This window comes from Paenibacillus sp. FSL R5-0810, assembly GCF_038002285.1.
Classification (GTDB): Bacteria; Bacillota; Bacilli; order Paenibacillales; family Paenibacillaceae; genus Paenibacillus_AQ; species Paenibacillus_AQ lactis.
The window spans coordinates 518,430-533,824 of sequence record NZ_JBBOCF010000001.1; the positions used below are offsets into that span (position 1 = coordinate 518,430).

At 51.5% G+C, this 15,395-nt stretch carries 20 protein-coding genes; 17 read left to right on the forward strand and 3 right to left on the reverse strand.

All coding sequences use genetic code 11. The annotated features are described in order from the left end of the window. Positions 1–152 precede the first annotated feature (152 nt). Together MKX76_RS02375 and MKX76_RS02380 are read right to left on the reverse strand one after the other, a co-directional pair. Complete coding sequence (locus MKX76_RS02375; RefSeq protein ID WP_210094734.1) at positions 153–989, reverse strand: carbohydrate ABC transporter permease; 837 nt, start codon at positions 987–989, stop codon at positions 153–155. Next, positions 986–1,954 carry a carbohydrate ABC transporter permease gene (locus tag MKX76_RS02380; RefSeq protein ID WP_210094733.1) on the reverse strand — a complete coding sequence of 323 codons (969 nt, stop codon included), beginning with the start codon at positions 1,952–1,954 and terminating at the stop codon, positions 986–988. The genes MKX76_RS02375 and MKX76_RS02380 overlap by 4 nt, the downstream gene beginning before the upstream one ends. 428 nt (positions 1,955–2,382) lie before the next feature. Between MKX76_RS02380 and MKX76_RS02385 the strand changes: the two genes are divergently transcribed. The 12 genes from MKX76_RS02385 to MKX76_RS02440 all read left to right on the forward strand — a co-directional run bounded on the left by MKX76_RS02385 (position 2,383) and on the right by MKX76_RS02440 (position 10,205). Continuing rightward, positions 2,383–3,171 (forward strand): ABC transporter ATP-binding protein, encoded by a 789-nt coding sequence (locus tag MKX76_RS02385; protein WP_007127967.1) that lies wholly within the window; start codon positions 2,383–2,385, stop codon positions 3,169–3,171. Between the two features lie 122 nt (positions 3,172–3,293). After that, the gene (locus MKX76_RS02390) at positions 3,294–4,373 is read left to right on the forward strand and encodes a winged helix DNA-binding domain-containing protein (protein WP_341032910.1); all 1,080 of its coding nucleotides are present in this window, start codon (positions 3,294–3,296) and stop codon (positions 4,371–4,373) included. A 43-nt stretch (positions 4,374–4,416) separates the two neighbouring features. Next, positions 4,417–4,860, forward strand: coding sequence for a DinB family protein (locus tag MKX76_RS02395; protein WP_341032911.1), 444 nt, complete (start codon positions 4,417–4,419; stop codon positions 4,858–4,860). Positions 4,861–4,872: 12 nt separating this feature from the next. Further along, a complete protein-coding gene (locus MKX76_RS02400) occupies positions 4,873–5,211 on the forward strand; it encodes a YrdB family protein (RefSeq protein WP_341032912.1) in 339 nt (112 codons plus the stop codon). 31 nt (positions 5,212–5,242) lie between these two features. Beyond that, positions 5,243–5,875: a histidine phosphatase family protein gene (locus MKX76_RS02405; RefSeq protein ID WP_341032913.1), complete on the forward strand. Its 633-nt coding sequence runs from the start codon at positions 5,243–5,245 to the stop codon at positions 5,873–5,875. Continuing rightward, positions 5,872–6,354, forward strand: coding sequence for an NUDIX domain-containing protein (locus MKX76_RS02410; RefSeq protein ID WP_341032914.1), 483 nt, complete (start codon positions 5,872–5,874; stop codon positions 6,352–6,354). The genes MKX76_RS02405 and MKX76_RS02410 overlap by 4 nt, the downstream gene beginning before the upstream one ends. After that, on the forward strand, positions 6,351–6,776 hold the full coding sequence (locus MKX76_RS02415) for a VanZ family protein (protein ID WP_341032915.1): 426 nt from the start codon (positions 6,351–6,353) through the stop codon (positions 6,774–6,776). The genes MKX76_RS02410 and MKX76_RS02415 overlap by 4 nt, the downstream gene beginning before the upstream one ends. Positions 6,777–7,111: 335 nt before the next feature. Continuing rightward, positions 7,112–7,405 (forward strand): hypothetical protein, encoded by a 294-nt coding sequence (locus MKX76_RS02420; RefSeq protein ID WP_341032916.1) that lies wholly within the window; start codon positions 7,112–7,114, stop codon positions 7,403–7,405. A 33-nt stretch (positions 7,406–7,438) separates the two neighbouring features. Then, positions 7,439–7,837, forward strand: coding sequence for an RDD family protein (locus tag MKX76_RS02425; protein WP_007127975.1), 399 nt, complete (start codon positions 7,439–7,441; stop codon positions 7,835–7,837). Between the two features lie 103 nt (positions 7,838–7,940). Next, positions 7,941–8,591, forward strand: a complete 651-nt coding sequence (locus MKX76_RS02430) for an HAD family hydrolase (RefSeq protein ID WP_341032918.1) — start codon at positions 7,941–7,943, stop codon at positions 8,589–8,591. A gap of 139 nt (positions 8,592–8,730) precedes the next feature. Beyond that, positions 8,731–9,609, forward strand: coding sequence for an HAD-IIB family hydrolase (locus MKX76_RS02435; protein ID WP_341032919.1), 879 nt, complete (start codon positions 8,731–8,733; stop codon positions 9,607–9,609). A 26-nt stretch (positions 9,610–9,635) separates the two neighbouring features. Beyond that, complete coding sequence (locus MKX76_RS02440; protein WP_213614497.1) at positions 9,636–10,205, forward strand: GNAT family N-acetyltransferase; 570 nt, start codon at positions 9,636–9,638, stop codon at positions 10,203–10,205. On the opposite strand, the gene MKX76_RS02445 is transcribed toward MKX76_RS02440, so the two are convergent. Next, complete coding sequence (locus MKX76_RS02445; RefSeq protein ID WP_341032921.1) at positions 10,180–11,046, reverse strand: LysR family transcriptional regulator; 867 nt, start codon at positions 11,044–11,046, stop codon at positions 10,180–10,182. The genes MKX76_RS02440 and MKX76_RS02445 overlap by 26 nt on opposite strands. A 151-nt stretch (positions 11,047–11,197) precedes the next feature. On the opposite strand from MKX76_RS02445, the gene MKX76_RS02450 reads away from it, so the two are divergent. The 5 genes from MKX76_RS02450 (at position 11,198) to MKX76_RS02470 (ending at position 15,365) form a co-directional block, all read left to right on the forward strand. Then, entirely contained in the window at positions 11,198–11,545 is a 348-nt protein-coding gene (locus MKX76_RS02450; RefSeq protein ID WP_007127981.1) for a DMT family transporter, read from the forward strand. Next, positions 11,545–11,859 (forward strand): DMT family transporter, encoded by a 315-nt coding sequence (locus tag MKX76_RS02455; protein WP_007127982.1) that lies wholly within the window; start codon positions 11,545–11,547, stop codon positions 11,857–11,859. The genes MKX76_RS02450 and MKX76_RS02455 overlap by 1 nt, the downstream gene beginning before the upstream one ends. A 165-nt stretch (positions 11,860–12,024) precedes the next feature. Beyond that, the gene (locus tag MKX76_RS02460) at positions 12,025–13,719 is read left to right on the forward strand and encodes a M3 family oligoendopeptidase (protein WP_007127983.1); all 1,695 of its coding nucleotides are present in this window, start codon (positions 12,025–12,027) and stop codon (positions 13,717–13,719) included. A gap of 143 nt (positions 13,720–13,862) precedes the next feature. Then, positions 13,863–14,738 carry a GNAT family N-acetyltransferase gene (locus tag MKX76_RS02465; RefSeq protein WP_007127984.1) on the forward strand — a complete coding sequence of 292 codons (876 nt, stop codon included), beginning with the start codon at positions 13,863–13,865 and terminating at the stop codon, positions 14,736–14,738. A gap of 75 nt (positions 14,739–14,813) precedes the next feature. After that, a complete protein-coding gene (locus MKX76_RS02470; RefSeq protein ID WP_007127985.1) occupies positions 14,814–15,365 on the forward strand; it encodes an NUDIX hydrolase in 552 nt (183 codons plus the stop codon). The last annotated feature ends 30 nt before the right edge of the window (positions 15,366–15,395 follow it).

Genomic DNA, 15,395 nt, shown 5'->3' on the forward strand with positions numbered 1-15,395 from the left:
TCTCCTCCCCTTGGAAGCCATAAGGTCGCTGAACGCGCTGCTGCCTCATTGCCAACGTTGGCGGAAGCCGGATGATCGAGATGTCCGGCTTGGCCGCCGCCTGAAGAAGAGCTGGAAGAACACGCTACAGTATCCGTTTACCGCTCTGAAATCTATCCTTTCAGCCCGGATGTGGCAATCCCTTCCACGAAATGCTTTTGCGCCAGAAAGAAAATGACCACCGGCGGCAGCACGGAGAGCAGGGATACGGCAAGCAGCTGCCCCCATGGAACGGCTGACTGGGAGTCGATAAACATTCTGAGCGCGAGCGGGACCGTGTACTTATCCACGGTATTTAGATAAATCAGCGGCCCAAAGTATTCGTCCCAGCCCCAAATGAACGAGAATATCGTTACCGTGATGAGCGCAGGCAGGGTCAGCGGCATTACGATGCGCAGATAAATGCCGAACCAGGAGCAGCCGTCGATTTTCGCGGACTCATCGAGCTCTCGCGGAATGCTGCGGATGAACTGGACAATCAGGAAAATAAAGAAGGCTCCGCCCATGGCTGAAGGGACGATCAGCGGCAGATAGGTATTGATCCAGTCGAAGGAATGGAACATCGTATACTGCGGGATGAGCGTGACCTGTCCCGGAAGCATCAGGGTCATCAGCAGGATGGAGAACCATAACCCCTTCAGCGGGAAGTTCAGCCTAGCGAAGCCAAAAGCCACCAGGCTGGCTGAAATGACATGAATGATCGTGGTCGCCACATTGAGCTTAAGGCTGTTCATAAAGAAGCGTGTAAATGTATACTTGGGCAGTGCCATCCAGCCTTCCGTATAATTTTGCCACAACCATACTTTGGGGAACAGAGTGGGTAGACTGATTTCCGGTGTTGATTTGAAGGAGGCGCCGATCCACCACAGGACGGGATAAAACATCACAAAACAGAATGCAATCATCAGCACATGGACCAGCCAGTTTTGTTTATTATGAGCACCTGTCATTTGCGACCCTCCGTTTCGGTTTCGTAGAAGACCCAGTATTTAGACGCGATAAAATTAAGCGCCGTGGCGATGCCAATGATAACGAGCAAGATCCAGGCCAAGGCTGATGCGTAGCCCATCTGCAGGGATCCGAAGGCTTTATTGTACAGAAACAGGGCGAACATCTCGGTTGAATTGACCGGTCCTCCATTCGTGACCACAAATGCCGATGTGAACATCTGGAATGCGTTGATGATGCCCATGATCAGATTAAAGAGGATAACCGGTGATAACATAGGCAGGGTAATCCGGATAAACTTGCGAAGCGGCGAGGCCCCGTCCACGGATGCGGCTTCATATAACTCGCTTGGGATTTGCTTAAGGCCGGCAAGGAAAATAATCATCGACGAGCCGAACTGCCATGCCGTTAGAAGTACCAGGGTGCCGAGGGCGGTGGAGGGGGTGCCAATCCAGTTTTTGGGGGCGATTCCGACCCATATCGCGAGCTGATTAATGAAGCCGTTCAGACCGAAAATATTGCGCCACAGTACGGCGACCGCCAAGCTTCCGCCGATCAGGGAAGGCAGGTAAATGATCGTTCGGTAGAAGGATATGCCCCGAATGTTCCGGTTGAGCAGCAGGGCTATAGCCAGCGCTACCAACAGTTTCAGCGGCACAGAAGCGATCACGTACAGAAATGTCACTTTCAATGAATTGAAGAAGAGCCGGTCGTGAGCAATATCCTGAAAGTTTTTGATACCGATCCAGCGGGCCGGCTCCAACAGCGAATATTCGGTGAAGGATAGATAGAAGGACTGAATAATGGGCCACAGCTGTAAAATGAGAAAGCCCAGCAGCCAGGGGGCGATGAACAGGTAACCGGCTAGCGGAGCGTTCCAGCGCCCTTTGAATGTTTTGTTGGCAACCGCTTCCATGCCTTTGTACAGTCCGGCCTTGTCCGGCGTCTGCACCGTTTGTGCATTCATGATTAATCACCTCTCGCCTATTGATAGCTCCCATTGTATCTTGATGAAAATCAGGCCTGTAGGCGATAGATGTACAAATTCTTTCATTATTGAATGATTTAGGATGAGATCGGGAGATAGTGCAGAGATAAGATCTTTCTTGGATTCGACGCCAAAAAAAGAACATGCCGCGACGTTATAGATACGCGCTGCTGTTTGAGTAGGAATTAGGAGGGCAGAGGCGTGGTGTTGTGCTGGATAATCGCCGGCAAACTTCCGATATGATCCAAATTCTGGCGTGATATAATGATTCTAGCTTTGGCAATAGTCCATTTTGCTTTTTAATAATTGAGGTTCCCTCTTTTCGCTATTGAGGAATATGTAATTGCTGATATAATCCTTGAAAAGAGAAAAGCAGAAACGAAGCAGAAAAAGGAGAGGGAGCAGCAATGAACTCGATAATTGAATTGAACGACGTAACCTGGAGACGGGAGCAGAAGACTGTGCTGTCCGGGGTCAATTGGACCGTCAAACCGGGGGAGCATTGGGCCGTTCTGGGTTTGAACGGGTCAGGCAAGACAACGATCCTGAATATGATTAACGGTTACATCTGGCCGACAAGCGGCAGCGTTTCCGTACTCGGCCACCGTTTCGGTACGGTAGATTTAAGAGAACTCCGGAAATCAATCGGCTGGGTGAGCTCCTCGCTCCAGGAGCGGATCCGCCCGAACGAATCGACGATTGACGTTGTCATCAGCGGCAAGCACGCCTCCATTGGTTTATATCAGAAGATTGATGAGGACGACCGGGCGCAAGCGGAACAGCTGATGAAGGATTTTAATTGTTATCATCTGCTTGGACGTACATATGAAACCTGTTCGCAAGGGGAGAAGCAAAAGCTGCTGATTGCCAGAGCTCTGATGGCATCCCCGAGACTGCTGATTCTTGATGAAGCCTGCAACGGGCTGGATTTTCTGTCTCGGGAAGCGCTATTGTCCAGCATTACGGCGCTTGCCTCGAAGCCGGATGCTCCGACGCTTCTGTTCGTGACGCATCATATTGAAGAAATATTGCCGATTTTTTCGCATTCCCTTTTAATCCGGCGGGGAAGCGTGTTTAACCAGGGAAGCTCCAAGGATATGCTGACCAGCGGCAATCTGACCGCCTTCTTCGAAACGCCGGTCGAAGTGAGCTGGCAGAACGAGCGGGCCTGGATGTCGATTCCCGATTTATCATAGGCAAACTTTCGTGAAAATCAGGGTGTCACTTACAAGCTCAGAAGTACGCTTGCTCATTCGTTTGATGGAGGCTGCTTAACGGCACCTGCGGTTCTATTTGATGTCTAGGGAGTGTTGCGGAATTGACAAATCCAACGATTGCTAGCTTAAGGCTGTCGTCCCAGGGGATCGGGAGCAAGAAGTTTAATACACCGGAACAAGTCGTAAAAGGATTAGGCGCGGTTCAAGCCCAGGATTTCGGCCAGGCGGTCTGGGGAGTTGGTTTGCGAACGGCTTCCGCCGGGCTGCCGGATGTAGAGCTGGCAATTGCTGAGCGGAAAATCGTGCTTACCTGGCCGATGCGGGGAACGATTTTTATGGTGCCGGCCGAGGATGTTCTATGGATGCAGAAGCTGACCGCCCCTCGATTACAAGCCCATGACAAGCGGAAACAGGCGGAGCTCGGACTCGATGGAGAAATACTGAAGCGCTGCAGAAGCTTAATCGAAAGAGCGCTGCATGATGGAACTCCCGTACCACGCCCGGATTTGATGACGGTTCTGGAGGAAGACGGCATCTCGACGAAGAATGGCTTGGGGAACTATGTCCTTGGATATTTGAGCCGGAACGGCATGCTCTGCTTTGGACCGCGGGAAGGCAATCAACAAACCTTTGTTTTGCTCGAAGCATGGGTCGGTCAATTAAAGGAGCTGACAACCGAGGAAGCTTTGGCCGAGCTTGCCCTGCGTTACTTTACCGGGCACGGTCCTGCTACGGTTCAGGATTTTGCATGGTGGACCGGGCTTTCGCTGTCTGAAGCAAAGCGCGGCGTGGAGTCTGTTTCGAATGTTCTGCAGAAGATCAAGCTCGACAACGCAGTTTATTGGATGTCGGCTTCCTTACCGGAGCATCAGCAGGAGCAGCCAGCTGTCCACCTTTTACCGGGATTCGATGAGTATTACTTGGGCTATAAGGCGCGGGATGCCGTAATTGAACCGGAACACGATCCGAAGATCGCGCCATATCGCAACGGAGTGTTTCAGCCAATGATCGTTGTGGACGGCCGAATTGCCGGCGTATGGAGGAGGGAGATCAAGCGTAACGGAGTCGAGGTCACTTTTGCGCCTTTTACTCCCCTTGAAGAACGGAAGGAGGATATTCTCGCGGCCGCCCAGGGATATGCCAAATTTCTGGGTCTACCGCTGATTGTAAGCGACATATAGCAAGAAAAGGCTCATCATTTTCGAATAAAGGAGCGGAAGGTACATGGAAGCACTCGATCGATTGAAATCATTGATCACAGAAGTAACAGAGCTCGTTGAGGCCATGACGGAGGAGGCGTTTACTCGGAAACCGTTTATCGAGAAGTGGTCGAAGCAGGAAATTCTTGGCCATCTATGCGACTCCGCGCTGAATAATCATCAGCGGTTCGTACGGTTTCTGTTATCCGATAAACCAATCCACATTCAGGGATATACGCAGGATGACTGGGTTCGTCTTCAGGGTTACCAAGACCTGTATAAGCCGGGTGAGGTTCTTACATTGTGGCGGGAGCTGAACCGGATGATCGTACGTGTCATGCAGCAGGCGGGGGAAGCTGATTTCCGCAAAAAAGGCATCCTTGATGATGGCACGGAGGTTACGCTGGAGTGGCTGTTCGATGATTATATCGAGCACATGATTCATCATAAGAAGCAGCTCGAAGCATAAGGGGATCACTGGATGTTTACCGTGATCAACCTCGGCCTGCGGTTTGTTCTGGAAATCATTTTGCTGTTTTCGCTTGGATATTGGGGCTTCCATGCCGTCCAGGGCGTTTGGCTGAGTATCATCCTTGGGCTCGGTCTGCCGTTGCTGACTGCGGTGATCTGGGGGATGATCATCTCGCCGAAGGCATCCATCAAGCTGCCGATCGGCGGGGTCCTTCTCATTGAGGCCGTGTTGTTTGCTGCCGGGGTGCTTGCCTTGATTGACTCCGGATTCCGGGTGTCCGCCTATCTATTCGGTATTGCTGCGCTCGTGAACCGGTACATCGTTATCCGGTGGAAAATGCAGCCGTGAAAACAAAATATTTATGAATTGGGGGATTGTTTTGGCAACCATTGGTTTCGTCCGTCATGGGTTAACTGACTGGAATGCACTAGGCCGCGCCCAAGGACTTAGCGATATTCCGCTTAACGGTGAAGGAAGACAACAAGCCAAATTATTAGCTGAACGATTGAAGAACGGGCCGTGGGAGGCGATCGTTACGAGTACGTTAATTCGGGCGAGGGAGACGGCCGAAATCATTGCGCATGAGCTAGGTGTGCGGGATGTTATCCAGGAGCACTGCATCCGCGAGATCGATTGCGGTCTGATCGAGGGAACGACAGAAGAACAGCGGATTCAAACCTGGGGGCAGCAGTGGCGGGATCTTGATTTGAGGATGGAGCCCTATGAGGCTGTCGCGGCAAGAGGAAGCCGATTCGTGAATGACATATCGAACAAGCTTAATCACCAATACATCCTCGCAGTAAGCCATGGCGCGGTCATTGGCTTAACCTTGCAATATCTGATGCCCCACCGTTTTAGAGCCACCTACATCGATAACGCTTCTCTAACCGTCATCACCCAAGTCGGCGACCATTGGGAATGTTCGCTGTATAACGACATAAGACATTTGCAGAAGGATAGTATTGGTGCATATACAAATGAACCGACCAACCGAAACGAGGTGTCTCCATGAGTTACCATATAAGAGTACGGCCTACGGCATTAGTGATTCAAGATGAGCAGATCCTTCTGGTCGAGTATTCGGATGCGAACGGGATCCATTACAATCTGCCCGGTGGCGGGGCAGAGCCCGGCGAAACCATTACCGACGGCGTTCTGCGGGAGTTATATGAAGAGACTACAATATCAGCTGTTGCCGGTCCAATCGCCTTTGTGTACGAATACGCCCCGCATCATCATTCCGGTAATAATACGTCGAATATCCATACGTTATATATTGTCTTGGAGTGCTGCCCTGAGGCTGGTTCTGTGGCCAGGCTGCCTGATATTCCCGATCCTGAACAATCCGCCGTACGGTGGATCCCCCTTTCACAATTGGATGACATCGTTCTGTACCCCAACATCAAACAACATATTAAGAAATACGCAAGGGAACGTAAAAATATTGAATTGATCGAGGATCATCAGTTGGAGCCTTATTTTAATCCATGAAATCCCGATATCGAATTGAGTGGTCTTGGCCTTTATTAATCGCATACTCCTTACTGCTTGCCTACTGGATGCTTTGGGGTTTTGGAAGGACACCGCTGCCGGAGTACAGCTACAATATCATTCCACTTGCTACCATCCGTCACTACATTCCGATTCATTCCATGGAAGCTCTCATCAATATTGCCGGAAACATCGGTGTGTTTCTCCCGTTCGGTGTGCTCATTCCGCTGGCAATTCAAGCCGGCTTTGCCAAGACCATCGCTTATTTTCTGCCTGGAATTTTACTGCTCGAGCTTATACAGCTCATTACCCGCCGGGGGAGTCTGGATGTTGACGATGTGATCTTGAATACGATCGGCGTTATGATCGGCTACGGTCTTCTTCGAACCATCGGGCACATATGGAGACGTGCAGACAGATGACAAATAAGTGGATTAAGCTGCCACGCAGGGTCAAGACCTCCACCCGCGGTCCATCAGGATACCATGACAGAACGGCTTTCACGATAACGTGTTAGCTGTTCTTTTTTATGCACAAATCTGGCCTGTACGCTTAATCCGTGTGGGAAATCATGGAAAACCTGTTGTTGGATGAACGGAAGAAGTTTACAATGAAGGAAGTGGAAAATATTGTGATATAGGATACATGGTGATACCTGCTGTTACAGGAGTACGAGGTTCAATGCCCAGATGAAGCGGGTTGAAGAGTGGATCACATCACATAGCAATCCTTAAAAAGTCGTATGAGGAGGGATGTTGTGCATAATCGGACGCTAGGCGCAGTATTCATCGGTATATCCGTGGTGCTCTTCGGAATCCGTTATTTGACCGCTGCCATCATAACGATAAATTCACAAGTGTATATCCTTTTCGATGAAGCTCTACAAGACGTAGGAAAGGCTCCTGTGATACTGAGCATAATCAGCTTGGCGCTCGGGCTATACCACGTCTATGGTTCGGTATTTGTTCAATGGTATAAGAAGGATTTAAATCGGATCGAGAGCAACTGGAAGGAACTTGATGAATCTGGCAGTGAAGGGCGGAATCCTTAACAGCGAATACCTGATCGATGAGGGGGATGCGTTATGAATGAAGAAGCGGGCTTTTGGATACGTTTTGGGGCCTGGTTGTTGGATGCCCTGATCGTCTCTTTACCAATAAGCATTCTATTTGGAATACTGACAGGCGATTTCGAAAATGAACCGATCAGCAATTTTTTGTTAGCCTTGTACGGCATCCTGGTACCCGTTTACTGGAAAGGGTACACGGTCGGGAAGCGGATATGCGGCATTCGAATTCGCAAATACGATACGCTGGATCCGCCGGGCATTGGAACGATGCTGCTTCGCAATGTCGTTGCCGGACTCGTGTATATATTGACATTTGGGATTGGTTTCATCGCCAGCATCTTGATGGTGGCACTGCGGGAGGACAAACGCGCCATTCATGATTTCATTGCAGGTACGGAAGTCGTAAGGGGTTAGCCATGCGGAAACCTGCCTACATCAGTCTCATGATCGCATTGGTCACGCTCATTATCACTGGCTGCATTATGGAAAATTCAAGCCGTGGCGGGAGTGTGATACCATGAATAGCAACTGGAAAGGCATTGTATTCGACATGGACAACACGCTGCTGCGGTCGAGCATTGACTTTAACGCCATGAAATGGGCGATTTACTCTTTTCTTGTAGACCATCGGGTGCTCCCGCAAGGTTTGTCTATGGACACCCATACGACCTCTACGGTCATCGCGGAGGCGATGCAGACCGGTCATATGACGGATGAACTGTCCCGGCGCATGTGGGATATCGCCAAACAGCATGAGATCAAGGGGATGGCCGGCGCCGAGCTTGAAGATGGCGCGCTGGAGTTGATCCGTCATTTGCATGGAAGTTTACATTTGTCCATAGTTACGAATAATGCGCGGGATGCAGCCCTGACGGCTTTGGAGGAGAACGGAATCGCATCGTATTTTGACCTGATCGTGGGAAGAGAACAGATGGGTTCCTTAAAGCCTGCACCGGATGGCTACTTGCGGGTGCTGGAGTTTTTTGCGCATACCACTCCAAGCCAATGGCTCTCTGTTGGCGATGCATGGGTGGACGGCAAAGCGTCCGAGTGTGCCGGCATACCGTTCATTGCCTACCGGGGAGATCTCACCAAAATGAATCGCATGGGCGTTCAGCCATTGGCGGACATTCAGGATATTCGGGACGTCATGGCGTTTGTGCAGTAGCATATGGGTTATGATTCGGGAAGCTTTTTTTCATTGGATCTCATAAAAAAGCTGCAAACTCCTGCGTGTCTCCATCTACACCACATGGTTGGGACTCAGGCTTAGACATCATCATATTACTACAAGGAGGCTTATCCGATTGAACCATCAAGCATTTATTACAGACCTGGACGGGACGCTTCTAAGGTCGGATCAGACGCTCTCCCCTTATACGTTGGAAACCATCGAGGCAGCGCTGCAGCATGATGTTGTCGTTACATTCGCAACGGCGCGCGGATATGTCAGCGCTATGCAAGTTGTTGCGGACATTCCTTGGAAGCACCCTCTGATCCTGTATAACGGGGCTTTGATCTATAACGGCCATAATGGGACGGTCATTGACGGGTATTGGCTGGATCACAAAATTTCGAGCGATATCATCCGGCTCGGAAAGAAACACGGGCTGACGCCTTTTTACTTTTCATTGGATGCCGATCACCGGGAACGCGTGCTCCATGAAACGCTTTGCCGGGAGGGAGAGACTGCATTTTATCAAAGCCGCGTGAATGATCCGAGATTTATGGAGGTAGCAGCCTTACATTGTCCAGAGGGGCACCGAACATTGGCCCTGACGTATATTGGCCTGTTCGATGAGCTGGAGCCGATTCGCCGGGAGGTCAACGATTGTTTCGGGGATGTGGTGCATGCGCATATGATGCCGGACTATTACATAAGAAATCATTACTTTTTGGAATTCAGCCACGTGAATGGCAACAAACGGGACGGGCTTCGCCTATGGGCTGATCATATGGGGATTCCGCTCCAGAACACAGTTGTCTTCGGTGATCATCTCAATGACCTGGGGCTGTTTGAAGCGGGCGGCACCCGAATTGCCGTGCGGAACGCGCACGAGCGAATCCAGGAATTGGCGGATCTGGTGGTGGATTCGAACGATGCCGACGGGGTGGCGCGCTACATCCGGAAGCAGCTGGAGCTAGCAGGTACGGAGGATGCATTACGGATGGATGCCGGTTTATAGCCTTGAATAAGGAAGGAGCGAAACCTATGAAGAAAATTGAGGATGCTTTCGAGCCTTTCCCGGAACTTGAGACGGATCGGACCCGTCTAAGACGCATCCGCTGGGACGATCTTGAGGACATGTACGATTATTGCTCCGTGCCGGAAGTCTCGAAGTACACGGTGTGGGACGTCCATCAATCCCGTGATGATACGAGGCGGTTTATCGAATTTATCATGCAGCGCTACGATCAGCAAAAGGTCGGCCCCTGGGGCATCGAGGACAAGCAATCAGGCGCTTTGATTGGAACCTGCAGCTTCATCCAATGGGATAACCGGAGTCAGAAGGCCGAGCTAGGTTATGTTCTCTCGAACCGTTATTGGAATCGTGGCTACATGACCGAGGTGATTGGCCGCGTTATCGAATTCGGCTTTAACCGATTGCAGCTGGTACGGATTGAGGCCAAATGCCATCCGGACAATGCGGGCTCCTTCCGGGTGATGGAGAAGACCGGCATGAAGCAAGAGGGCAGGCTGCGCTCGTATTTGAAGGTAAAGGACCGGTTCGAAGATATTTTGATCTATTCCATCCTTAATCCATCCCTTGTGCAAAATTAACCTTCACCAGCTCGGCAAATGCCGAGAACGCCTTGCTGCCAAAGCGGTCATTGCGACGAACCAGGCTGGTCGTTGCATGGCGGAACGCCTCCGGCACCGGAAAACTGTTCAGGTCCGCATATTCCTCCGAGAGCACGGAACTTGGAAGAAGGGTGGATGCCAGTCCGGATCTTACGATGCTTAACAGCGTATCCAGCGACGAAACCTCAATCATGTTCGTTAAAGGGATGCTTTCGCTCCGCAGCCATGATTCCAGCGCCTGGCGAAAGGGGCAGCCAACGGGAGACACCACCCACTTAGTCCGTGACAGATCGGGTAGGGAGGGAGCGTTCCATGTTGTCAGCAGACGAACCTCATCCTGCTCGCTGTACTCGGTGACCAGCTTCGCCGAAGGAAATTCTCCGGTTACAAACGCTCCGTCCAGCTGATAATTCAGAAGCTTGGAGATGAGGTCCGGCGAGCTTCCGGTAATGAAGCTGAGGCTGACATTCGGATATTTCGCCTGGTAATCGGAGAGGGCCCGAATAAAACTGCCGCAGTGAAGGGTATCGACAATCCCGATCGATAGGCTTCCGCTTGGATACGGAGCGTCCTCCATTGCGTGCACCGCTTCCTCTGAAAGACGAATAATCGAATACGCATATTCCCGGAATAGCGCCCCCTTCTCCGTAAGCGTCACCCCATGCGGCTGCCGGTTAAACAGCAAAACGCCCAGCTCTGCTTCCAGCTTTTTGATCCGTGCCGTTACGTTGGATTGAACGTACCCTAGTCCTTCAGCTGCACGCGATATGTTTCCTTCCTCTGCTATCTTCACAAAAATTTTCAGATCCGTTAATTCCACGGTCCTCACCTCCGCAAGTGGTATCAATAAAATTGATGCTGCCATAATTATCTATCATTATACTTAATTCCAGATTTTGATTACAATCACTACATCACATAACACTGGCATCGATGATGTTCAAAATCATGTGATGGAGGGGAGTGTAAAGATGAGAAAAGCATGGTGGCTTTTATTGCTTGCTGGCGCTCTGGAGGTCGTGTGGGTATCGGGGCTTAAGCATTCCGAGCTGTGGTGGCACTGGCTGATAACCGTCGCCTCCATAATATTCAGTTTCAAGGTGTTTCTTGAATCGGCGGCCAAGCTGCCGATCGGGACCGTATATGTCATTTTTACAGGCCTCGGAACGGCAGGGACCGTCATCGCTGAGATCCTCGTATTCGGAGAACAGGCCAACCCGCTGAAACTCCTGTTCATTGCAGGTCTGGCGGCAGGCGTGCTTGGGCTTAAGCTGGTCACGAAGGATTCCGAGGCGGGCGGAAAGGAGGCTGATGCGTAATGGAATGGATCGCCCTGGTCGGAGCCGGCCTGTGTGAAGTGCTTGGCGTTATCGCACTGAGACGGGTAACCCTTAACCGCACGCTCGGTTCGTATCTCTTTCTGGCAATCGCCTTGGGCTCCAGCTTCCTGCTGCTGACTTTGTCCATGACAAAGATATCCATGGGCACCGCCTATGCCATATGGACAGGGATGGGGACGGCCGGAAGTACGCTGCTCGGAATGTTTGCCTTCGGGGAACCGAAGGAAGGACGCCGGCTTTTGTTCATCGGACTGATTCTGGTTTCTGCAATCGGTCTGAAGACACTTTCGTAAGCCATATTAAAGCCAGGTCACCTTCCGCATAATTTCGAAGAACGTCAGCAGGATAATGCCCTACCTGTATCGAAATTACAATCGTTTGGGTTCTATAACTTTATCGTTTAGATGCCGAATGGATGAATCGTTGTATTTTTTATATGGAAAGGGCAGGTGTATGTCATGAAATTTAGCGAGTATCACTACGAGCGGCCTGACGTCAAAGCTTTCGAACAGAAATTTAAGGAGCTGCTGGATGCCTTCACATCCGCCGGATCATATGAAGAGCAGGATCAGGCAATGAAAGGAATCAACAAGCTTCGCAGCGAGTTCGATACGCTCCAGCAGATCGCAAGCGTTCGGCATTCGATCGATACCAACGACGAATTCTATAAAGCGGAGCAGGACTTCTTCGATGAGAACGGTCCGGTCGTTCAGGAATATATTACGGATTATTATCGGGCGCTGGTCGGCTCCAAGTTCCGCAGCGAGCTGGAGAAGAAATGGGGCCGTCAGCTGTTCCAGCTGGCTGAGCTCTCCCTGAAGACGTTCAGCCCTGAGGTGATTGAGGACCTGCAGCAGGAGAACAAGCTGACGACGGAATATGCGAAGCTGATCGCCTCCGCCAAAATCCAGTTCGAGGGCGAGGAACGCACGCTGTCCCAGCTGATTCCGTTCCAGCAATCGACGGATCGCGATATGCGCAAACGCGCCATGGAAGCATCGAGCGGCTTTATGGCTGAGAACGAGGAGACCTTCGATCGCATTTATGATGATCTGGTCAAGGTCAGAACGAAAATCGCGAAGAAGCTGGGTTTCAAGAATTATGTTGAGCTCGGCTATGCACGGATGGCCCGCACCGATTACAATGCCGAGATGGTAGCGAACTTCCGGAGCCAGGTACTGGAGCATATCGTTCCTGTAGCATCGAAGCTCAAGGAACGGCAGAAGAACCGGATTGGCGTAGACCAGCTGCTGTATTATGATGAGAACTTTGCGTTCAAATCGGGAAATGCAACGCCGAAGGGGGATCCCGAGTGGATCGTTGAGAACGGAGCGAAGATGTATGCCGAGCTGTCCCCTGAGACGAAGGAATTCTTCACCTTTATGCAGGAGAACGGCCTGATGGACCTCGTTGCGAAGAAGGGCAAGCAAAGCGGCGGATATTGTACCTATATCAGCGAATATGGGGCGCCGTTCATCTTCTCCAACTTCAACGGTACGTCCGGGGATATCGACGTGCTTACGCATGAAGCGGGGCATGCCTTCCAAGTTTACGAGAGCCGCAGCTTCGCCGTGCCGGAGTACAGCTTCCCGACCTATGAGGCTTGCGAGATTCATTCGATGAGCATGGAGTTCTTCACCTGGCCGTGGATGGATCTGTTCTTCAAGGAGGAAGTCGACAAATACCGCTTCGAACATTTGGCAAGCGCGTTGATCTTTATCCCGTACGGCGTGACGGTGGATGAATTCCAGCATTTCGTCTACGAGAACCCGGATGCGACGCCGGCTGAGCGGAAGCAGGCATGGCGCGAAATCGAGCGCAAATATTTGCCTCACCGCAATTACGCGGATAACGCCTATTTGGAGCAAGGGGGCTTCTGGCATAAGCAGGGGCATATTTTCAACACCCCGTTCTATTATATCGATTACACGCTGGCCCAAATCTGCGCATTCCAGTTCTGGAAGAAGATGCATGAGAACCGTGAGGAAGCATGGAAGGATTACCTCCATCTGTGCCGTCAAGGCGGCAGCAAGTCCTTCACGGAGCTGGTGAAGGTTGCGGGATTGATCTCGCCGTTCGAGGACGGCTGTGTCACGTCGGTCATCGGCAGCATTGAGGCTTGGCTTGATAGCGTGGACGATACAAAGCTCTAATAGAAATTTTAGATTAAATTTTGTACACATGCAGGAGAACAGCGGTCGGCTTCCTATGCCTCGTTGCTTTTCCTGCATGTTCTTTGAATAGAGAACAATTACATCGGCATCGCTGATGCTGCTTATGGAGGGGGATTTATCGCATGATTACGTATAAACCGCTGAGCGAGCTTCCGGTGAAGGAAGCCTCCGAGATATGGAATCGCTCGTTCGAAGGTTATATGGTCCAGGCATCCATGCCGCTTGACCGTTTTATTGCCCGAGCAAGCCATTTAGGACTGTGTATGGAAAGGTCGCTTGCCTGCTTTGTGGACGGACACCCGGCCGGCATCGTTATGAACAGCTTCCGGGAGGTAGATGGGAAGAAGCTGGCGTGGAACGGAGGAACGGCCGTTGCACCGGAATACCGCGGCAAAGGCATTGGCTTGTCCATGATGGAGCGAAATTCGGAGCTTTATGAGGAGCTTGGAATTCAACGCGCCTATCTGGAAGCAATCAGCACGAATGCCGCAGCCATTAAGCTGTATGAACGGGTAGGCTATACCGTCATCGACAGACTTTTGATCATGTCCGCGGAAGGCACGTTAGCAGATAACGCTCAGGAATCCTCGGATGCCTATACGGTTACCCGCGGGCAAGCGGGAGAATTGAGAGCGGTTCCTTTCTACCGGTCCGGCGATGTTTGGCAGAATGATCTTCCTTGCATTCAGGACGGCGAATGCGTCCTCGTCTATGCAGGGAAGGAAATGGTGGGCTATGCTTTGTTTAAGCGAGCCTTCGACCCGAGCGGAAAGCCCGCGTCGATTACGCTGTTCCGTTGTGAAGCAGCCCCTGGCCATGCTGACGTCAAGGGGGTCATTGCCTCGGCGTTGTCGGAGGTGTATCAGCCTGAGCTTGCGGTGAGACGTTCTGCCTTCAATATCCGGGCATCCCAAGAAGCGTTGGTGCAGTCTCTTGAGCAGCTGGGACTTGCCACGTCCATGGAACAGGTGCTGATGGTCCGCCATTACGGGAACTGACTTGGGGCAGGGATAGGATAGACCCGCAATGGTTTTTGAACGGTAAGCCATGGATCGGAGGAGGTTGGACAGCAAATGAAAAGGGACATCGATTGGGACCAGTATCCGGCACTATCGAACGACATTCATTGGGGCGTTGTAAAGGCGCGGTATGTGTGCGACGATGAGCTCGATGAAGGCTTGGTCAGCAATGTGACCATCCTCCCCTTTGCGGGGGATCGGTGCGTCGTCTTTCAGGTTGCGGACGGAAGCTGGGAGCTTCCTGGAGGGACGCTGGAGCCGGGAGAAGGATATATGGATGCCTTGCGCAGGGAAGTGAGGGAGGAGCTGGGCGCAGAGCTGGAATCCTTCCGGCTGATCGGACAGTTTCACTGCGAATCGAGCGCTCCTGGCCCGTTTCGGCCCCATATTCCGCACCCCCGTTTTGTTCGAGCGGTCGGTTACGGGGAGGTGAGGCTCGCATTCGAGCCGCTTAACCCGGAGGGAGCCGAGCAGGTTATCGCTGTGGAGACCGTGGAGCTGGACGAAGCAGTCCGAAGGTTCGTTCAGAATGGACGGGACGATATCGCCGAGCTATACCGACTTGCCTATGCTTGCAGGAAGCGGGACAGGGAAGAAGCTGACTGAAGATATTTTATTATTAACCGCACATTTACG

Excerpts from the sequence above, each read along its gene's own strand:
- MKX76_RS02380 (WP_210094733.1), bottom strand. The coding sequence starts at position 1,954 with ATGAATGCACAAACGGTGCAGACGCCGGACAAGGCCGGACTGTACAAA.
- MKX76_RS02465 (WP_007127984.1), top strand. The coding sequence starts at position 13,863 with ATGATTACGTATAAACCGCTGAGCGAGCTTCCGGTGAAGGAAGCCTCC.
- MKX76_RS02410 (WP_341032914.1), top strand. The coding sequence starts at position 5,872 with ATGAGTTACCATATAAGAGTACGGCCTACGGCATTAGTGATTCAAGAT.
- MKX76_RS02375 (WP_210094734.1), bottom strand. The coding sequence starts at position 989 with ATGACAGGTGCTCATAATAAACAAAACTGGCTGGTCCATGTGCTGATG.
- MKX76_RS02400 (WP_341032912.1), top strand. The coding sequence starts at position 4,873 with ATGTTTACCGTGATCAACCTCGGCCTGCGGTTTGTTCTGGAAATCATT.
- MKX76_RS02470 (WP_007127985.1), top strand. The coding sequence starts at position 14,814 with ATGAAAAGGGACATCGATTGGGACCAGTATCCGGCACTATCGAACGAC.
- MKX76_RS02450 (WP_007127981.1), top strand. The coding sequence starts at position 11,198 with ATGAGAAAAGCATGGTGGCTTTTATTGCTTGCTGGCGCTCTGGAGGTC.
- MKX76_RS02385 (WP_007127967.1), top strand. The coding sequence starts at position 2,383 with ATGAACTCGATAATTGAATTGAACGACGTAACCTGGAGACGGGAGCAG.
- MKX76_RS02415 (WP_341032915.1), top strand. The coding sequence starts at position 6,351 with ATGAAATCCCGATATCGAATTGAGTGGTCTTGGCCTTTATTAATCGCA.
- MKX76_RS02395 (WP_341032911.1), top strand. The coding sequence starts at position 4,417 with ATGGAAGCACTCGATCGATTGAAATCATTGATCACAGAAGTAACAGAG.
- MKX76_RS02460 (WP_007127983.1), top strand. The coding sequence starts at position 12,025 with ATGAAATTTAGCGAGTATCACTACGAGCGGCCTGACGTCAAAGCTTTC.
- MKX76_RS02455 (WP_007127982.1), top strand. The coding sequence starts at position 11,545 with ATGGAATGGATCGCCCTGGTCGGAGCCGGCCTGTGTGAAGTGCTTGGC.
- MKX76_RS02440 (WP_213614497.1), top strand. The coding sequence starts at position 9,636 with ATGAAGAAAATTGAGGATGCTTTCGAGCCTTTCCCGGAACTTGAGACG.
- MKX76_RS02425 (WP_007127975.1), top strand. The coding sequence starts at position 7,439 with ATGAATGAAGAAGCGGGCTTTTGGATACGTTTTGGGGCCTGGTTGTTG.
- MKX76_RS02430 (WP_341032918.1), top strand. The coding sequence starts at position 7,941 with ATGAATAGCAACTGGAAAGGCATTGTATTCGACATGGACAACACGCTG.